23 protein-coding genes are annotated in these 19,303 nt (G+C 36.9%); all 23 read left to right on the top strand.

What is annotated here, in order from left to right; all coding sequences use genetic code 11:
- The first annotated feature begins 10 nt into the window (after nt 1-10).
- The 23 genes from JOD01_RS12165 (at nt 11) to JOD01_RS12055 (ending at nt 19,162) form a co-directional block, all read left to right on the top strand.
- Complete coding sequence (locus tag JOD01_RS12165; protein ID WP_204518611.1) at nt 11-382, top strand: hypothetical protein; 372 nt, start codon at nt 11-13, stop codon at nt 380-382.
- 8 nt (nt 383-390) lie between these two features.
- Nucleotides 391-825: a hypothetical protein gene (locus JOD01_RS12160; protein WP_204518610.1), complete on the top strand. Its 435-nt coding sequence runs from the start codon at nt 391-393 to the stop codon at nt 823-825.
- Nucleotides 826-1,131: 306 nt separating this feature from the next.
- On the top strand, nt 1,132-1,362 hold the full coding sequence (locus tag JOD01_RS12155; protein ID WP_204518609.1) for a LexA family protein: 231 nt from the start codon (nt 1,132-1,134) through the stop codon (nt 1,360-1,362).
- Nucleotides 1,363-1,578: 216 nt separating this feature from the next.
- Complete coding sequence (locus JOD01_RS12150) at nt 1,579-1,920, top strand: YolD-like family protein (RefSeq protein ID WP_204518608.1); 342 nt, start codon at nt 1,579-1,581, stop codon at nt 1,918-1,920.
- An 84-nt stretch (nt 1,921-2,004) separates the two neighbouring features.
- Nucleotides 2,005-3,015: an RES family NAD+ phosphorylase gene (locus tag JOD01_RS12145; RefSeq protein WP_204518607.1), complete on the top strand. Its 1,011-nt coding sequence runs from the start codon at nt 2,005-2,007 to the stop codon at nt 3,013-3,015.
- A 151-nt stretch (nt 3,016-3,166) separates the two neighbouring features.
- A complete protein-coding gene (locus JOD01_RS12140; protein WP_204518606.1) occupies nt 3,167-3,889 on the top strand; it encodes a restriction endonuclease in 723 nt (240 codons plus the stop codon).
- Nucleotides 3,890-3,922: 33 nt separating this feature from the next.
- On the top strand, nt 3,923-4,696 hold the full coding sequence (locus tag JOD01_RS12135) for an abortive infection family protein (protein WP_204518605.1): 774 nt from the start codon (nt 3,923-3,925) through the stop codon (nt 4,694-4,696).
- A 494-nt stretch (nt 4,697-5,190) separates the two neighbouring features.
- On the top strand, nt 5,191-6,111 hold the full coding sequence (locus JOD01_RS12130; RefSeq protein ID WP_204518604.1) for a tyrosine-type recombinase/integrase: 921 nt from the start codon (nt 5,191-5,193) through the stop codon (nt 6,109-6,111).
- 15 nt (nt 6,112-6,126) lie between these two features.
- Entirely contained in the window at nt 6,127-6,336 is a 210-nt protein-coding gene (locus JOD01_RS12125; protein WP_204518603.1) for a hypothetical protein, read from the top strand.
- Nucleotides 6,336-6,524, top strand: coding sequence for a hypothetical protein (locus JOD01_RS12120; RefSeq protein ID WP_204518602.1), 189 nt, complete (start codon nt 6,336-6,338; stop codon nt 6,522-6,524). The genes JOD01_RS12125 and JOD01_RS12120 overlap by 1 nt, the downstream gene beginning before the upstream one ends.
- 16 nt (nt 6,525-6,540) lie before the next feature.
- The gene (locus JOD01_RS12115; RefSeq protein WP_204518601.1) at nt 6,541-6,810 is read left to right on the top strand and encodes a hypothetical protein; all 270 of its coding nucleotides are present in this window, start codon (nt 6,541-6,543) and stop codon (nt 6,808-6,810) included.
- Nucleotides 6,811-8,920: 2,110 nt separating this feature from the next.
- Entirely contained in the window at nt 8,921-9,133 is a 213-nt protein-coding gene (locus JOD01_RS12110) for a BhlA/UviB family holin-like peptide (RefSeq protein ID WP_204518600.1), read from the top strand.
- A gap of 13 nt (nt 9,134-9,146) precedes the next feature.
- Nucleotides 9,147-9,566, top strand: a complete 420-nt coding sequence (locus JOD01_RS12105; RefSeq protein WP_204518599.1) for a hypothetical protein — start codon at nt 9,147-9,149, stop codon at nt 9,564-9,566.
- Between the two features lie 59 nt (nt 9,567-9,625).
- A complete protein-coding gene (locus JOD01_RS12100; protein WP_204518598.1) occupies nt 9,626-10,516 on the top strand; it encodes an SU10 major capsid protein in 891 nt (296 codons plus the stop codon).
- A 212-nt stretch (nt 10,517-10,728) separates the two neighbouring features.
- Nucleotides 10,729-11,541, top strand: a complete 813-nt coding sequence (locus tag JOD01_RS12095) for a hypothetical protein (RefSeq protein ID WP_204518597.1) — start codon at nt 10,729-10,731, stop codon at nt 11,539-11,541.
- A 56-nt stretch (nt 11,542-11,597) separates the two neighbouring features.
- On the top strand, nt 11,598-11,795 hold the full coding sequence (locus JOD01_RS12090) for a DUF5659 domain-containing protein (protein WP_204518596.1): 198 nt from the start codon (nt 11,598-11,600) through the stop codon (nt 11,793-11,795).
- A gap of 45 nt (nt 11,796-11,840) precedes the next feature.
- Nucleotides 11,841-13,310 carry a TOTE conflict system archaeo-eukaryotic primase domain-containing protein gene (locus tag JOD01_RS12085; protein WP_204518595.1) on the top strand — a complete coding sequence of 490 codons (1,470 nt, stop codon included), beginning with the start codon at nt 11,841-11,843 and terminating at the stop codon, nt 13,308-13,310.
- Between the two features lie 231 nt (nt 13,311-13,541).
- Nucleotides 13,542-13,778 (top strand): hypothetical protein, encoded by a 237-nt coding sequence (locus tag JOD01_RS12080; RefSeq protein ID WP_122953034.1) that lies wholly within the window; start codon nt 13,542-13,544, stop codon nt 13,776-13,778.
- Nucleotides 13,775-14,164 carry a hypothetical protein gene (locus JOD01_RS12075; RefSeq protein ID WP_204518594.1) on the top strand — a complete coding sequence of 130 codons (390 nt, stop codon included), beginning with the start codon at nt 13,775-13,777 and terminating at the stop codon, nt 14,162-14,164. Before JOD01_RS12080 ends, JOD01_RS12075 begins: the two co-directional genes overlap by 4 nt.
- Before the next feature lie 143 nt (nt 14,165-14,307).
- Nucleotides 14,308-15,867, top strand: coding sequence for a terminase large subunit domain-containing protein (locus JOD01_RS12070; protein ID WP_239565432.1), 1,560 nt, complete (start codon nt 14,308-14,310; stop codon nt 15,865-15,867).
- Nucleotides 15,868-15,879: 12 nt separating this feature from the next.
- Nucleotides 15,880-17,238 (top strand): phage portal protein, encoded by a 1,359-nt coding sequence (locus tag JOD01_RS12065; RefSeq protein WP_204518592.1) that lies wholly within the window; start codon nt 15,880-15,882, stop codon nt 17,236-17,238.
- 423 nt (nt 17,239-17,661) lie between these two features.
- Nucleotides 17,662-17,850 (top strand): YgiT-type zinc finger protein, encoded by a 189-nt coding sequence (locus JOD01_RS20045; RefSeq protein ID WP_204518591.1) that lies wholly within the window; start codon nt 17,662-17,664, stop codon nt 17,848-17,850.
- A gap of 118 nt (nt 17,851-17,968) precedes the next feature.
- Entirely contained in the window at nt 17,969-19,162 is a 1,194-nt protein-coding gene (locus JOD01_RS12055) for a DUF5780 domain-containing protein (protein ID WP_239565422.1), read from the top strand.
- Nucleotides 19,163-19,303: the final 141 nt, after the last annotated feature.

Raw genomic sequence — 19,303 nt, 5'->3', positions numbered from 1 at the left:
GTGATCATGCATGTCTACATTTCTTATTGATGATGTATTAGAAGAAATGGCGTTAGAAGGCAAGAAGCATTTTTCACCTCACTATGTATGTGCACGATCAGGAATAGCAGATCTGAAATTCGTCACTGAACATATGCTTACACATGTTGGAAGAAAACTGCGAGTATATTTTGAAGTTGAATGCCCTGAGGGTGACAGTGATTACGCAGTTGATTCCCCTTTGGACATTGTTCAGGAACAAAGACAGTGCCATATTTGCGGCATTAATTATATACCCAGTCCGGAAAAAGTATGGATTGCGTTTGACTTTCTTCCACCATATGTGGAACACCTAAAAAAAAAGCTGAAAGGACAACCCAATCTTCCGCTCCAAACGCAATAGAAGGGGTGGTGGGAACTACCCTTGATGATCTTGCAAGGGCTGGGTTAACACCTGAGAAGCTGGCTACAATACTGGTGCAACAAATCATCATAACTGGAGGAGAATTAAATTTGGATCAGAGAAATATCTCCAATAGCTTTAATAACTCCGAATTCCGTGGGAACCTAAACGCACAAGGTGACCAGGTGGAACAAAAATATACTGAGACAAATGGTATTTCTGAAGAAGCATTAGCAGCTTTTTTGTCAGAAATTAAAAAATTACCCGAAGGCCAAGAAAAAACAGATGCGATATCTGATTTTCAGAACCTTCAAGAAGCAGTGAAAAAAAGCAACTGGGAACGAGCTAAGGGGATATTTAAACTCTTCTCAGAAACGCTTCGAACTTCTGCAGCTGGTGTCACAGTCGCAAAAGTAATAGGACTTTTACCACCACTTCCTTAAATGGAAGTGGTTTTTTATTTGCATGTTCGCATGCTGTTCGCATATAATAAGAGAACAAATGTTCCTGTTTGTGAAAGGGTGAGCAACATGCTGCGTGAATTACAGAGGTATTTAGAGGCGGGTCAGCTCGTTGATGTCATCTATCTAGATCGCTACGGACAGACGAGTAGGCGAACGCTACGCTTGCGGGCAATCGATGGAAATCTAGTAAAAGTCTTTTGCTTGTCACGCAGTGCTCCCCGTGTTTTTGCGATTGAAAACATTCTTGCTATATATCCTGCAGCTGAAAAGAAGGGGGCATAAGCCATGCCACGAGTCACTGAAAGACAACAATCGATTTTGTCCGCGATCATGGAGTATACCGAAAAAAATAAATATGCACCAAGCATTCGTGAGCTGTGCGAGATGGTCGGCCTCAGATCATCCAGTACGATGCACCGGCACCTGGAAAACCTAAAGCTGCTTGGCTTGATCACCTGGGAGCCGTCTTTTCCACGAACCATCAAGGTTGTGGAGGATGAGGACGTTGCTGTCTGATATCGAGAGGAAAGTTCTCCGTATAATCGCGAATTTTTCAGCTGGTCGCCGGCGGTTGCCGACTATAGATGAACTATGTGTGAAAACGGGGCGATCCCGCGGGGGCGTTATGGAAGTCTTAGACGTACTCGCCCGAGAAGAATACATTGAATGGGATCGCATGCGACCGGATGACATAACACTCCTGGAGGCATGGGAAAGGAAGGATACATTCAGATGGCAAGCAGAATAGAAAACATCTTTGCCGCGAGTCGATTCGTTTTGCCTGAGCAAAGGGAATTGTACCTGCAGCTCAAGGAGGACCAGAAGCTTTCGGAGCAGCCAACACTTGAAGAAGATGAGCTGGCGAACTTCCAGTATCTTATTAAAGACTCGGCGCGAGAGGATTATGCTGTAACAGTCACATGGTGGAAACCTGTCAAGGCGAACCTCGGTACCTTTTGCAGCTTATGGGGTATGATCAAGTGGATTGATCAGAATACACGCCGGATTAAGATCGCAAACGACGAAAGTGTTGAATGGATTGATATAGATAAAATTACTGATGTTAAGGCATAATATAAAATTCCCCTCTTCCTTTGGTTAGAGCGGGGATTTTTTAATTTATAATAGAGAAAATTAACTAAATTTGGAGGCATTTCGATGGATTACTATGATTTTCTTCCCGATTTAAACAAAACGGCAGAACGACACAGGGTTCGTACACAAGCGAAAGTAAAATATTGTCCAACATGTCAGCCTTATGATGGAGGAAGTTACGTTTGGATTTTAGGCGAAAAAACCACTCTTGAGGAAATTTATGAAAATTTAAATGTGCCAGAAAGATATAGGGATGCCATTTCTGAACATATCACCTGTCCCAACTGCGGATGTTCCGGTTTTGATCGGTATGACACAATTGGGACTGAAGATCGATACGTAATCCAAACCAAGCATCACCTTAAAACAGCGATAAAAAAGTATGGAAATCAAATCACTGAGTTGCAAGAACACCTCCAATTATACCCTTCACTGGCTCTCACCAAGACATTGGGAAAGAAATTACATAAAGAAATTTTATCAAAGAAAGTACCATCAACAAAAATATATGGCGAATGGTATAGAGCACGAAGTGTAAAAGATAATAGAGTGTTTGACAGTTCCGACCTTGATGCACCTGGAACGGGAATAGCGGGAGATGGCAGATATCATCATACCGGACAAAGTGTTCTTTATTTGGCCAAAAGTGAGGAAACTGCAGTTAATGAAGTTGTGCTTGAGGAAAATAAGTCTCAGCTAATCTGGACTCAAAAGTTTAAAGTGAAGGAGATAGAAAACTTGCTTGATTTAAGGAGCGATTTTGATTATATAGGTCCTTCATCAACAAGTGCAGTATTGGCTGCCATATTATCATCAGGATTGTTAGAACAAAAGGTTCCAGATCGAAAAAGCACATGGAAGCCGCAATACTTTATAACAAAGTTTATTGCCGATTGTGCAAGGCTAGCTGGTTATAGTGGTATTTGCTACAATTCAACCCGCGCTTATGGCGCCAATGTTGTTTTATTCGAATGGGATAATAATAGCTTAGAAAAGATAGGTAAGCCCAGTATCTTTATTTATGAACCAGCTGAATTAAGAGAAAAGAATGATGATTTTGATTTCCCATTCTAAAATTATCTCCCGAATATGTACGGGTAGCTATAAGCGAATACTCCCCACTTCTTAGGAGGTGGGTTTTTGTCGAATTGTGTCATTAGGTTACCCTTGTTTGGGTGCAATTTGTCCTATATCCTTTAATTTGAATAATTAGGAGGTAGGAGAAATGGCACGAAGAAGAAAAAAGGCAAACAGCTTAGAAGATTCATTGATTAATTTAGCAGCTCTGCTCGTAATTGCACTTTCGGGCTATATTTATTTAGAGACTGGATCACTAATAATGGCAGGGGTAACATTTGGAGTGTTGCTAGGGGTAGCAATGGGGATAAGGTTCATCCTTGACGCCAAAGCGCAGGAGAGACTTAAACGTTCCGGAATAAAAGATATTGACCAAATGGATGGGAGACAGTTTGAACACTATCTAGGACTATTATTTAGGAACCAAGGATATAAGGTAGAAGTAACCAGAGCGGCAGGTGATTATGGGGCCGATCTGATTATTCAAAAAGACGGCAAGAAAATTGTAGTTCAGGCGAAACGATATAGTAAGAATGTTGGCATCGAAGCTGTTCAACAGGCGCAGGCATCGATTGCTCACTATAAAGCTCACGAAGCATGGGTTGTAAGTAATCGTGATTATACTGATGCTGCACGTAATCTTGCATCATCAAATAGCGTGAGACTCATAAACCGCGATAAGCTCATTGAGATGATTCTGCAAATGAACCCCACTACTAAGCCAAATCCTAAACAAGTAATAGCACAATTACCTCAGAAGGAAATGCTCTGTGAAAGATGTGGAGAAAAAATGATTTTGCGAAAAGGTGCGAAAGGTGAATTTTACGGATGCTCCAGTTATCCAAAATGCAGAAATACAAAAGCAGTTTAACTTAAGCGACTATGGTGATAAGGGGAACAAAAAATGCTAAAAACAGAAAATAAAAATCGATTAATTTATGCGCTTTCACTTATTATCGAGGCTAAATTTGATGCGAGTGATTGGACGAAGCTAGCTTATGAGATAGACGAAGTTGATGCAATCGAGGGACATAATAGACTGATACGAAGTCTAAATTGGGGAGATCCTGATTATACGCAAAATGTTATTGAAGTACTCAAACGAATTGGAAGAAATACTGAGAAATTAGTTTTTATTGCTGAAAAAGTTAATCTGGAGGGATGGCTTCAAGCAAGAAGACCAGATCTTTACAAAGAACTTTTTGATGATAGTGAACCAAGTCATATTTTAGATGAAAATCCACTGGATACTGATTCCTTTGATGTAACAAAACAAATTAGCAGAATATATAACTCACTTGAAGAAGACCCTGAACTCGCACTTGGTACAACAAAAGAGATGATTGAAACAGTACTGAAAACAATACTTAGTGGTAAGGCTGAAAATTTGGATAAACTCGAGATGCCAGAATTAATAAAATTAGTACAAAGCCACCTGAAGCTTATTCCTGACGATGTAGCGCAGGCAAATAAAGCCACAGACACGGTTAAACGTACTCTAAATAATTTAGGACAAATAGTTATAGGTATCACAGAACTACGCAATGCTTATGGAACTGGGCATGGGAAAGTAAAGAATGAGAGTGGACTCAAACCGTATCATGCTCGATTGGTAGTCAATGCTGGGGTAACCCTGGCTAGGTTCCTAATGGAGGTTTATCAGGATCAGAAGAAATAACTGATGTCTTTGCAAACAAAACTGCAAACGCGCTGTTTGCAAAAGGCGGAAATGAAAAGAAGTGTTAAGGCGATATATAAGATAAGAAACCGCATAAGAGGAAGCGCTTTGCATCATTCAGAAAAGGAAGGAAATGCAGGACTTCTTGTTGACAGTAAGGTGCTCAGGGGGTAGGCAAGTTGACCACATTTTTGACCACGCAAATGCAGAAATGAACGGATTAATAAGGAAATAATACTTAGAATTAATTTGTTGAAATCAGCATAATAAAGCCATTTTTGATAAGGTCAGAAATAGAAAGAAACGTCAGACATCAAATTGACAGGGTGGGGGTCGCTGGTTCGAACCCAGTCCGGATCACCATAATTGATATATCAAGGGTTTGAGCGACTTTTTAACACTTTGAAAAATAAGTGGTCGCATACAAACACGCTTTCAAATAGGAAGCACACTTTCTTTCAGTATCAGAAAACTGGAAGGGAGTGTGCTTTTTCGTGTTATTAAAGTTCGCCATTAAAGATTTCAAGGAGGATCGGGAATTTAAAAACTTGTCGCCTAAAACAATCGAATCGTACATGTCTGCCCTCAATGAATTTCAGGATTTTTGCGGTAAACAAGAAATTGTCGATGTTAGTGATGTGACTCCGAACACAGTTAAGAATTATCTTATCTACTGCCAAAAGGAAAGAAACAACAATGCCACAACCAGAAACAGTAAGTTGCATGTCCTCAAGATATTCTTTAACTATCTTGAAGAGATCGAGGTCATTACACAGAAACAGAATCCAGCCAAGAAAATTGGTTACGGCAGAGAGGACATTAAGATTGAAGTGTTTCAGGATCGGCATATTCAACAAATGCTAGGTTATTACAGAAGATTGAAGCAGCGTGAAAAATCATTCTTTGCTTATAGGGACTATACAATGATTGTGTTCTTGCTTGGGACAGGTGTTCGTCTAGGTGAAATGGTCAATCTGTCTTGGAATGAAATTAATTTGAAGAATGGCACTATCATCGTCTTCGGAAAGAAACGTCAACAAAGTTCCATTCCGATTACGGAAAAGTTAATCAAAGAACTGTGTGAGTACAGGGTATATTGTGAGCAGACGTTTGGTGAAGTTCCTCAATATGTTTTTACTGATGTAGAAGGTAAAAAACTTACGGACAATGCAGTTAAATGTGTTTTTAAACGGTTGAAGGAAATCATGAATTTCCCTGATTGCCGCTTATCAGCTCATACCTTTAGACACACGTTTGCCCATCGGATGTTGATGAACGGTTGTGATGTTTTCACATTGCAAAAAATGCTTAGGCATTCGAATATTGCTATGACTCAAAGGTATTTGGCAATTTGGGGTGTTGCTTTGGCTTCTCAAAATGAAAAATTTAATCCTTTAAACTCCTTAGAGATATGAGGAGAGGACAATGCTATGACACCACTTCAACAATCCGATTTACAATCGCTTATCGGGAAAAAAGTTAAAGTGCTAATGGCTAGTAGATTCTATCAACGTGTTTTGCATGAAGATAGCCAAGGATTACACATTAAATATGCCAATCATCGTGTACCAGTCAAACCAGACCTGAACACACTTCACATCCTTTATTTCACAGCCCTAAAGCCAAAGGGGGTGAAATAATGTCGATTGCATTACGTCTATGGCAAGATGACGCTTTACATGAGGAATTACAGTCCATTACTTTTCGTCATATTTCTTTGGCGAAAGAGTTTTCCGAGAAAGCCACGACAACTGAACGCCGCCAAGCAATCATGCAAGAAATTGAAGCATTGCGGCAGAAACGAAATGAAATTCTTAACAAAAACTAAGGGAGGAATTAAACCCATGCAAAAAACTGAAATCAAAAAAGCGTTCATTTTCTACTGCCCAACAATGGAGAATTGGTTCGTCACAGTAGATGAAGAGGAAGCGAAACAATATGAACATTATCTGGCGACAATTGATGATCTGAAAGATGCAGTATGCTTGGGTGATAATCCAATTGACGGGATTATCAAAGTTGAAGAAGGGCTTTGCAAGTACGTCATTGATTATGATGAAGATGGGGAAATTGATTCGGCTGGTTATCAATTGATTCAGGAGGTAGCTGCGTAATGGATCAAGAAAAAGAAATCCAGATGTATGAAGAATGGTTGATGACGGATGAGTTTGAACGGTACGCTAAAGCAATGAATCAAGTATATAGACAAGCAGAATAGCACATTCAAAGGAGCGGTCAATCCGCTTCTTTTTCATTGTCAGGATAATAAATTTTTCCCCTTTCCCCTTGCCCACTCTAACCATGCCCGCCCAACACGACATGTCAAAAATTTATTAATTACTGTGTGAAATTTTGAAATAGAATTGATGTTAAACACGTCACCAGACGCTCTATAAGCCCGATACAGCAATTTTTATATAAAGTAGGTATATTTTATCTAACCTAAATATAAAACGCCTTAAACGGCGATATAGACGGTCTGAGAGCGTTTGTACGAAATCACTATTAATACATTATTTATTATTTTTGTTTGTACGAAATGGGGTACAACAGGTATCATTACTTCCAACACATAAATATCGAACCTGATATTTATAAATTAGTTGATGTGCTAGTTAAATATTTATATAACTATAAAAAAAGCAATTACAAAACAACATTATGGTCAAGTTTTGGTGATATTCTAGTTGAGAATCTAAAGAGAAATCTTCAAAGAAAATATGGTGAAAAGAATATACAGTGTGATGGTTGCGGTGATAGAATAAGATTAAAAAATAACAAAAATAAGTATTGCAATGTTTGTGCTAAGAAAATTAAAAACGAGCAAAATAAATATTATTATCATCTTAGGAAAATAGAAAAAATCTTGAAAACCATTGATACATAAGGATTTTCGAGCAACTAGTTTAATAAATAAAAATACAACATACCTGAAAAACGTTGATAAATCAACACTTGTGCAAAAGACCATTTAAAACAGGATGGTCTCTAAGGGAAGCATAGAAACAATATTCAAAGTTTGCTCTAAAAGAATAAAGCCCACTGGCAAGAATCATAAAATGTGTCGTGAGTGTTGGAAGGAACATAGAAAAGAACAAAATAGAGAAAATTTCAAGCGCTGGTATGACAAGCAAAAAAAACAATTCTAATCATTTTTAAAACCGCCTTCTCCCCTACAGCCCCAAGGGTTTCAGCGTTCCATATTGATTTTTCTATTATGGATATAAAAGAAAAATAACGACCGAACGAACATACTGAAAACACGGTATTTTTCAACAATCATTGATATATCAACATTTGTAGCACTTATTTCAAATTGTAGATAATTGTCTTTAAGGGAAGAGGTGAAAACTTTACCAATTAGAATGGTATTTATCAGTATAGGTAATACTGGTAAAAAAATTCTTGCTAATTATGAATACTAATATTGTGTACCACAAAATAGTACCATAAAATATAACCACTAATTATGAATACTAATATTGTATGTCAAAAAATATTGTCGTTAAATCTTGTCAAAAAATATGGGCAACTAATTATGAATACTAATATTGTATACCGTTTAATTATACCATTTAGAGAAAATAAAAAGTTGAACGAAAATAAACATATGTGATTTTAAGTGATTTACAAAGAATGTTGATATATCAACGTTTACAACATGTCATATTTATTATAGATAATCGCCTATAAGGGAACTAGCGAAAACGAACATACCTTATTTTTTTAATGCCTTGATATTACTGGACTTTTTGCTACTGAGTTAATCGTCTATAAGGGAAAAAATAACCACCAATAGAAGTTTATTTATCAGAATAGGTAATACTGGAAAAAACCATAAGATGTGCCGTGAATGCTGGAAGAAAAACGAAAAAGAAATAAAAAGACGCGTATGGCATGAAAATAAGCAAAAATATAGACGCTAGAAGTTTTTAGTAGTGCCTTCTCTCCTACAGCCACATGGGTTTCAGCGATTTGCCTTGATTTTTCTATTATGGGAAGAATAGTAGCGAAAAACTTGGTATTTATCAGAATAGGTAATATCTATGGAGTAAATTTCATTGATTGCCTACCAAGTGTAGACGATGAATGAAGGGCTACTCCCTTCCAATTTCAGTTTTCAATATATCTAATACTCTCCCCTTTTAAGAAGAGAAAGGTCATCCCCGATCTTTTTCTTTTTTTATTAAAATTTTTTAACATTAAAAGGAGGTGATTGATCAAATGGATGTAGGCGGTCTACCTATTGAAATGATTGTCTCACAAGGTATCTTTGCAGTCCTGTTCGTCTGGCTCTTTATTGATACACGTAGAGAGTCCAAGGATAGAGAATCAAGATTGCTTGAGCAAATTGACAAGCAGAATCAGGCACAGGACAGAATTGTTCAGGCGATTGAACGATTGGAGAAACAAGTTTCTGCTTTAACGAAAACATAAGGAGGTTATTTGAATGGAAGAGAATCAAACTTTTACACAAGAGCAAGTAAATGAATTACTACAACAAGAAAAATCCAAATGGGAGTCAGAAGTATTGAATCCGATTCAAACTGAATTGGCAAAGTATAAGCCAGCCGAGAAATCTGATGCTGAAAAGGCATTAGAACAAAAACAAGCCGAGTTGTGGCAAAAGGAAATTCAATTAACGCTTAAGTCAGAAGGCCTTGAAGCATTTGCCGATTTCTTTCAAGTCAAAGATACTGATGAACTTACTGCGAAGGTTAAGAAGCTAAAAGAAATAATTAACGGTATGAAGATTGATAACTCATACAAGCCAAATGACCATAAATCAACCGACAAATACTCTCAATATGAAAAGAGTGGAAATGTCGTTGGAATGATCGAATCCAAATTGGCGAGTTTGTTCAAGTAGTCAACTAATGTATGGCTACTTTTCATTTTATTAAAAATATTTTAAGGAGATGATTTTTGATGTTTAAATCTAACAATCTAACTGCAAGTGAATCTATTTCTTTGGCAAAGGAAATTACGAAAATTGGTGTACAGGATACACCACTTGTTTCCTTGCTTATGTCCAAAGGTTTAACTGAAAAGACAAATTCAACTGTTCACACTTGGAGAGAACGTTCACTTGATCAAACAGCCGACATTAGCGTACCAGAGGGCAACGAAAGTGTAACCTTCTATCAATCAGGTCGGGCAGAATTATCTAACGTATTGGAAATCTTTCAAAAGGGTGTTAGCGTATCTGGTACTGCAAACGCTATTAGTGTAAATGGTCAAGGGAATATCTTTTCTAGTGAAGTGGCTGACCGTCTAATCGAATTAAAAGTGAACATGGAAAAAGCCGTTACAAAAGGTGTAAAAAATGATGGCTCTGCAACTCCATTCATCCGTAAAATGCAAGGGCTTGAAGGATGGGCTGATCCTGCTAACCTGATTACAGGTGCTACTATCGGAAAGATTACGGAAGCCGAAGTAAAAGCCACTGTGAAGAAATTGTGGGATCAAGGTCTACCAACTGGTGAATATTTTGGATTGGTAAATGCTGATATGAAAGAGCAAATTGACGCACTGTATAAAGATTCTTATTCTTACATTGCCCAACAAAATGTATTCGGTCTGGTTGTTGATACAATCCGCACAAACTACGGTAATCTTAATCTGATTCTCTCTCGCCATGCTTCTGCTGACAAGTTGACCGTATTCGATCCAAATTACCTTTCTCTTGCATTTCTGCGTGAAGCACAATTTGCTCCACTCGCAGCAATTGGCGATAGTGTTCGCGGTCATGTTGTGGCAGAAGGTACACTAAAAGTCGCTTCTAAGAAAGCCGTAGCAGTTTACACTCTTAAAGCATAATTTCATACATAACCGAGGATGGGGCTAATTGCTCTATCCTCTTTTACTTTCGATCAAATTTATGGAGGTGAAAACTGTTGAAAGAAATTAAAACGTAACCCTCCCTGTACCTGGCCTGTATCGGTAGAGAGAGAAAATGATACAGTCAAGGTAATTTAGGGAGGAAATTAAGTTAGGTACTTTGAGCGGTTGCGTATCTTTCGCAGTCGCTAATGAATCAGGAATTAAAACAAAAGTATCCAGCATGGTGTTCAGATAATGATTTTGGAAAATTTGATACCGTTTTAGGTGACGATGCCGACAGTTTGATAAGTTGCTCATTACTCAAGCACATAAAAGGATACACCATCAAATGGTTTTACGACTTCAGCAATATGTTTGGCCTTGATCTTACAAGCAAGAAGGAGCCAATTGGCGTAGACATGGCATTAGTGCATCATAAAACATGGGACAATCATGTAACCATGCTACATGCCAATGATTACTTTAATCCACAATCGGCCAACATCAACAACATCAAAAAGAACCATAGAGGGCATTACGGCAACAAATATGCCGGTTCAACTTTGTTACAAATCTGGTCATACTACGATATACCACTCCCACAATCAGAGCGTGGGAAGCAAATATTGCTTGCCGTGGATATCGCTTTTAAAGGTCATTATAATTCCCGATTTAATCCAATACATAATAGCTATCTCAAAGAACTTGGTTTTGAGGAACTTATAGACGTACTTAACCGACATTCAATTAAAGAGATGTATCAGATTGTCGATGAATACAACCTATACGGCAAAATAAAGATAGACGACAATGGAATATTGACGACAGACATTAACCTTGCAAAGTTGCAAGGTTTTTTTGATTTTCAGATCGCTTTACCCAATGAGCCATTCCAACTGGTCAGAAGATACAAGCGTAAAGGCGAGGACATAGACGGAAGAAAGTCATTCGATATGAACAAAATGTTTTCGTTTGCGTTAACCTTTCAGAATCATGTTTCATATACGGAAAAAATGAACTAATCAAAAAAAGGTGGGTTTCGATAAAGAAACTCACCTTTATAATCAAGGAGGATATTATGAAAGGATATTTTTTCTGCTACAACGGATCAGTTGCGAGTTATTTGAAACATATTAAAGGGATTCCATTTATTACGGAAGCCGTACAGCCCAAGAATGGAAGCCGATTTTGGCTCTTTGAACAGAGCGAAGAACTGTCACAGGCATTGAATGATTATAAACAGATGCGAGAACGAGAGAAACAAGCACAAGCGTAGTCAAATGACTGCGCTTTTTCTTTTAAGACCAAGGGAGATGAGACATTGACAATTGACCAAAAAATAATCATTAACAAACTGAATGACTTATATTTTATTCAACGGAAGCATTATCTAATCCAATATAAAGAGCCAATTGGATATCGGCAATATACAGCAGGACACATTAACAGTAAAGGTAAAAAGGTAAAACCGCTTCAAGATTGGCAATTTGAAAAACATCTTGAAGGTGAATATACAATTGGAACTTTTGCAAAGTTTTTCAGTAAGTTTATGACGTTTGATGTAGATTTTCAAGATAAACAAATGGCAAAATGGATTACATACAATGTCGCCAATACACTAAATGGATTAGGAATCAATCACTATTACATAAGTTACAGCGGTAACAAGGGTTATCATATTGATTTATTCTTTGAGGATTTAATCCGAGTCGATTACGCCGAGAAGTTTTTCCAATACGCCATATCTCAATCAGATATAGAACAATACTTTGACGAAGCAAATAAAGTAGAATTTCGGGTAACGGATAAATTAGGCGTTAAAATACCGCTTGGCATACACCAAAGAACAGGTAACTTTTGCGGATTCTGTTTGATTGAAGATGGTTTAAGGGTAATGGATGCACAAGAAAGCCAAGAATACCTATTATCCATTGAAAAAATGAAATCTGAAACAATCATTGATATCATTGGTGAAAGTGGCGAAAAAATCAAGAAGAAAACCATAATCCAGACAGAGGATGCACTTGCACAACATAAACCATTACCAAGTTATGAACCAAATGAAGATTATTCGATTGATCGGGCAATTAACTTGTTACACAATGGATTACAGATACAAGGAAGCCGTAACAATTCAATATTCCTAGTCGGATTGTATTTTAAGTACATGGGACTTGAGCAGGAACAAACGATTGTAGAATTGTATAAATGGATGGAATTGCAGAATCCAGATACATATACAACCAAGCTGGAAGAGTGTTACAAAGAAATTGACCGCACAGTAAAAAATATGTATGAGAAAAATTACAATTTGACAGCCAATGTTAAAGATTTAACTGTAACCTACACTGAAATCAAATGGATAATCGAACATTGTCCAGAGAAGAATCAGAAACTAATTGCATACGCTATGTTGATACACTCTAAACGCTTTGCTAATGCACAAGGCGTTTTTTATATGACGTTTAAGGATATTGAGAAGGTTACTGGATTGTATGACCAAGCGGTACAGCGACAAGTAAATAAACTAATTGAACTTGGAGTCATTGAAGTAGTTGAACGTAACAGGAAACAAAAAGGAAAAGGATTACAGAAAAAGTTGCCAAATTTATATCGAATGAACATCGTGTGGCAGAATTCTGCCGAACGTAATGACAATCCAAGTTTGGATTTTGAGAATTATATACCAAATAAGCAAAATGATTTTTCTGATTGTCTGAAATTCTATTTCACTGATAAGGAATTGAAGAAGATATTACCTAGACGACAATATGAAAGTTTAGTTGGTTAAAATTATTAGTTGGAATTTATGACATGTTCAACTAATTGTATGCTCATTCCCTGAAAGCAAAAATCCTCCCCAAAAAGATTGCTAAAATAATAAATAATGTATTAATAGTGATTTCGTACATACATATTTAATATCCAATAGGAATACTGGGAATTGAGTTATTCATGGTGGCTATTTATCAAGGTAGTCACCTTTTCTATTTTAAAACTAAAACTCAGGAGGATTTTCTCTATGGATAATAAACACTTGAAGGAATTGGACGAGATATTAGATAGCTTAAAGGAAACGAACCGTAAACTTACAGCAATGGCTGAAAAGTACGGAATCAAATATGATCCCAATATTGATGTAAATGCAACATTAACGCGATTAATGGAGAAATACGGGATTGAATACGATCCTAATTATGATGTTAGAGCTGCTTTAGAAAGAATGCTGGAAAAGTATCAAGGTGGTGACACACAATGAACATATATGATGTAATTGCCAAGTTACCGTTTCCGAAGCAACAATACATAAAGTATCGGTTTAACCTTTGGTATGACACAAACAAGACCATGACCGAGGAAGAGTTTTTGAAAACCGTAAACAAAAAGACGATGAACAGTTTCCATAAATGGGAGCGTACTGACGAATTTAAAAATATAGCCAGCATGGTATTGGCGACAAAAACCGCACAGGATTTAATTGACATGTACGAAGCCGTAAGGGATAAGGCGGTTAAAGGTGATGAGAAATCAGTTAAATTATTGCTTACTCTTCAAAAAGAGATTGAACAGCACAAACAGCAAGCGTTAAAGGCATTTGGTAATATTGTTGAACAAGAGGAAGAGGATGACGATTTGGAGTTGTAAGATGGGTCAATTTTAAACCGGCGATTTATTCCGGCGGTAGAAGGCGGTCGATGTTTCGGCTGCCTTTTTTGTTTTGCTTGAAAGGAGTTGAAACGGTGGCTAAAACAAAGCAATTGACAAAACAAGAAAAATTACAGTTGATAATGGACGATTTTAAACTGTTTGCGAAGAACTTTATATATATTGTAGACAACAATGGCGATAAGATTAATTTCCTGCTTAATCCACAGCAGCAAGAGTTTAATGACTTATTGGAAAAGAATCGCTATATGATTATATCCAAGAGCCGACAGGGTGGATTCAGTACATATGCACTTGGTAGGGCTTTATGGCAAGCCATTCGTTTTGAGAATAGCAATATCCTGATTGTCTCTTACAAACAAGATTCTTCAATGGCATTGTTTGAGAAGTTGAAAATGATGAATCGGGATTTAGACCAGTTTAGAGAGAAATATGGGACAAAGGTATTTCCTGCTACTAAACGGGATAATCGAAATGAACTGTTGTTAGAAAATGGTAGCCGTATCACTTGTGTTGTAGCAGGAAATAAAGATGTTGGGCGTGGATCAACATATTCTATGATTCACCTGTCTGAGTTTGCTTTCTATCAGAACCAAGAGAAGCAATTGTTGAGTGCTGAACAAGCCCTTGCAAAAGGAACAGGTAAATTGGTCATTGAAACAACCAGTAACGGCTTTAATTTTTATCAGAAATTGTTTATGAGTGCATGGAAAGGCGATTCTAAATATAAAGCGTTCTTTGTTCCGTTTTATGCAAGTTTGTATAAGGAACAGTTTAGAGCAGAACATGACGAAGCGGAAGAATGGTTTAAGGCAAACAATAAAGGGAATCGGCTCAGAGAAAAGGATTTAGAACCAGATGAGAAGATACTGTATGAAAAAGGGGCTAATTTACGTTTCCTGATGTGGCGCAGATATAAATTGCTTGATATGACTTTGCAGGAGTTTTATCAGGAGTATCCTAGCAATCCAATGGAATCATTTATCTCAACTGGTCAAAGTGTTTTCGACCAATCCAAAGTGTTAGAACGTTTAAATTATGTGTCAGAGCCATTACCAACGAATGAAGTATATAACCAGTTGCCAGACGTTTTAAAACCATACATTAACAGAGGTTTATACATATACAAGTTGCCTAAAAAGGGAATCAGAATGTTTGGCGGAGTAGATACCGCCAGCGGATCAGGTGGGGACTATTCCACGATTTCTATATTTGATAATGAAGGTGAGCAAATTCTTAGTTTTTATCACAACAAAGTGGCTGTCTATACTTTTGCTCAAATAGTAGATGCCATTGGTAAATGGTGTAACTATGCTTACCTTGCCATTGAGCGAAATAATCTTGGTTTACCGTTGATTGAACGTCTACGAAAAGATTACGAGTATTTGAACTTACTGAAATCTAAGATTTTCGATCAGAAAGGTAAAAAGAAATTACAACTTGGCTGGACAACGACTAACACAACCAAGTCAATTATGATTAGCGACTACAAAGAAAATTTTGAACGTGGACTAATCAGTATTCATTGTAAAGAGACATTGGCTCAGATGCAGATATTCCAAGAAGTAGACGGAAAAATGAACAATAAAAAAGGTGAAGGTAATCATGATGACTTGATCGTGGCGGCTGCGCTTGCGTGCCAAGCGATGAAACAAAATAAATATTATGTTGATATTGCGTAAGGAGGTCAGTAAATGAGTATTCAACAATACGTTTTAGAAAAATTTGACGGGAATCTAGAATGGTTTGTGGAGGAATGTGATTCAGTTGCCAATAGGCAAAGGGTAAATGAAATCCTTGATATAAAAGATTACCTGTCAGGCGTTCACGCTATCCTGCAACGTCCTAACGAAATGTTTAACGGGAAAGAATTTGAAAGCCGCAGGATTATTCTCCAATATGCTAAAACCATCCTAAATTTTCAGTCCTCATATTTACTACAAAAAAACATTACGCTTACAGGGAACGAGAATGTTGTAAAAGAGTTTAAAAATGTATACAGGAAAGGGAAGTACAACAGGATTGACTTTGATATCCTTGACAAACTAACTAAATACGGCAATGCCTATGAATATGTTTACATGGACGAAAACAAGGATATTAAAAGCAAAATCATCATGCCGGAGGATTCTTACCCTGTCTATGACCATGAGAATAAAATGATTGCATTCATTGAGTTTTACAACGTGGACAATATTGATTACTACACAGTTTATTATGAGGACAGAGTAGAGAAGTATAATAATAAAGGCGGTCAGTTGAGATTATCTGGTGTATTTGAGAATTTATCAGGGCTGCCGATTGCATATGTCAATCAGAATGAACTTGATCCTTGTTTCGGAAGGTCTGATTTAAAGGATATTATCAGCATCCTAGATAGTATGGAGGACTTAATCAGCAAAGCAACAGATGCCTACTATAAACATATAATCGGTATTCCAGTAGTTACAGGCCAGCAGTTAAAAGGCGATGGGCTACCTACTCATATAGTTGGCGGCGGTCTTGCATTAGATGATGGTGCTACATTTGACTTTGTTTCCAATAAGTTTGATTATCAGGCATTTGAAAGTATCTATAAGACATTAACAAGTGCTTTACTGGACATTGCAAACATTCCTGCTGTGTCTATGTCTAAGACAGACATTTCAAATTTAAGCGAAGTTTCCATCAAGTTATTGTTCTCTTTGAGCGATATGAAAGCAGGGCTTAATGAGAAGTACATGCGTGCAGGAATGGAACAACGGTTTGAAAAGATCAGAAAACTATTGGAGTTAAAAGGGATTACGTTTAGTGATGAAGAGTTTGATTCATTGGATGTGGTGTTCCAGTATGCTAGACCACAGAATGAAAAGGACATTATTGATAATCTCAAGACATTGAATGATATGAAAGCAATTAGTTTGGAAACTATCTTGGAGAATAGTCCATACATAACAGATGTAAGTCAAGAGTTGATGAGATTGAAGGATAATCAGATGGGAAATAATACGGGAAATAATGATAGTCAGGAGAGTATGGAATCTGATGATTTGGGAAATAATTCTGGGAAATAATTGTAGTATTTTCAAGGTATTGAGTAGAAAGGGATAATGTCCACTCGCCCACACATGTTATACTTACTGTTTCATCAGGTGAAACAAATAATAATAAAGGGCAGGGGAACGTGAGATTTCAAAAATTTTACGTTCCTTCTGCTGCTTTATATTGATTGATCCAGTTTGACAGCTTATTTGTTAATATGTTGACCACTAACTCATGGAGTTAGTGGTCTATTTTTTGCCTGTTTTGTGGTCAGGCGTTGATAACTTACCTTATCAACGGTTTTAATCTGGGGAATGTTCGGGAATAGACGTGATAAAATCAAGTTTTCATCGGAATGTTCGATACCCCTAATGGCATAAAAGGTGCTGTAGCATACCCAATTACACACACGCGAAAAAAACGGATTATACTGGTTTTGATGAGGGGGATGGTATATGTCCAACATGGAAAAATGCCCATTATGTAGCGGTCAAATCCGAATCGAATACAAAAATTTCTCATACAACGCCGATGGAAAAGCACATACCATTCCCAACATTAAATATTATGTTTGCAGCAATTGCAATGAAAGATTTTTAGATGAAGAGTCGTCAAGAAAAATTGATCAATTTAAGGAAGAATAATCGCTTGCTTAAATGGTGAGCGTTGACCACATACTAGAATTTTTCGACAAATCACTCATATAGTCCACATGATATGGTAAAATCCTCCTAGAAAAATGTTTTCTGAGGAGGAATTGCATTGATAAATTGCAAAAAATGCGGTTACAGTTTACCAGACGATAGTTCATTTTGTAGTAAATGTGGTACAAAGGTGGATGCAGGTAGTATCCAAGCAACAAAGAATATTCCAAAAAAGACAATAATAATCAGCATTACTGGATTGGTCGTCGTTGCATCATTGGCATTTGTTTTTTTACTAAATAGACCAGTTGACGCATTCATAAACGCTGTACAAGATAATGAGTATAACGATGCAATTGCTATTTACGAAAAAGAAATCAAGGGTAATTCCGAAAAAGAAAAAGAATTAGAAACACTTCTAAAAGATGAGATTAGCAAAATAAAAAATGATTATCTTTCCGAAAAAATCGAATATGATTCTGCAATTACTGAACTTGATACGATATATAAAACTAATTTGATGAAATCAGAGGTTGATTCAGCAAAAAGTGAAATAAACAAAATCAATGATTCAAGAACGGCATTTAAAACGGGGCAGGAATTACTAAATAACAATCGTGTGAAAGACGCTCTAGCTGAATTGAAGAAAGTAATTAAAGAAGATAGTAATTATCAAAAGGCAAAAGAACTAATTGATAATAGCATTGACGATTATAAGACACAAATATTAAAAGATGTAGAAAAGTTTGCTACAGAACAAAAGTATCCAGAAGCAATATCTTTATTAAACGAAGCACTAACCATAATTCCAAATGACTCGGATATTGCAGCAAAAAAGAAAGTGTTAGAAAAGCAAAATGAAGAAAAAATCGCTGCTGAACGTAAAAAGAAATTAGAGGAAACAAAAGCACAACAGGAAGTAGAGGTTCAATCGGCTGGTATTATCATTCAAAGTACTGAGTATAAAGCCCTTTATCCAGATATGATTCAAGTAATCGTGCGAAATAATTCTAACAAAGTTGTGAAAAATATGTTTGTTTCAATGTTGGGCTTTGACGCGAATGGGTTTCCAATAAAAATTGAACGACGATATGGTGACTCTTCCTTTGAATTTGTTGGTACTGCTGAAAATGTGAACATCGTATCGAAAGCGACATTTGGCAAAGGATCAGGATGGGAAATTGCTGAAAACCACGGTATCAAAACTGTGCTTGCCTGTGTTAAAGAAGTTGAATACTATGATGGGACAAAATGGACTAATCCTTATTACCAGTATTGGTTGGAAGAGTATAAAGAAAAACCTTTAAAATAAATCAATAAACGCCTACCCCAGTGGTAGGTTTTTTACTATCTATAAAAAGGAGCCATTCCTGTAATGAATGAATTTGGGGTTTGAATGAAAAAAGCACCTTCTGTAAACTGGGAATCGTTCCGCGCAAAGAACAATTACCCG

Origin of the sequence: Brevibacillus fulvus (assembly GCF_016908525.1) — a bacterium.
Classification (GTDB): domain Bacteria; phylum Bacillota; class Bacilli; order Brevibacillales; family Brevibacillaceae; genus Brevibacillus_G; species Brevibacillus_G fulvus.
This window is presented reverse-complemented; position numbering and strand designations above follow the sequence as displayed.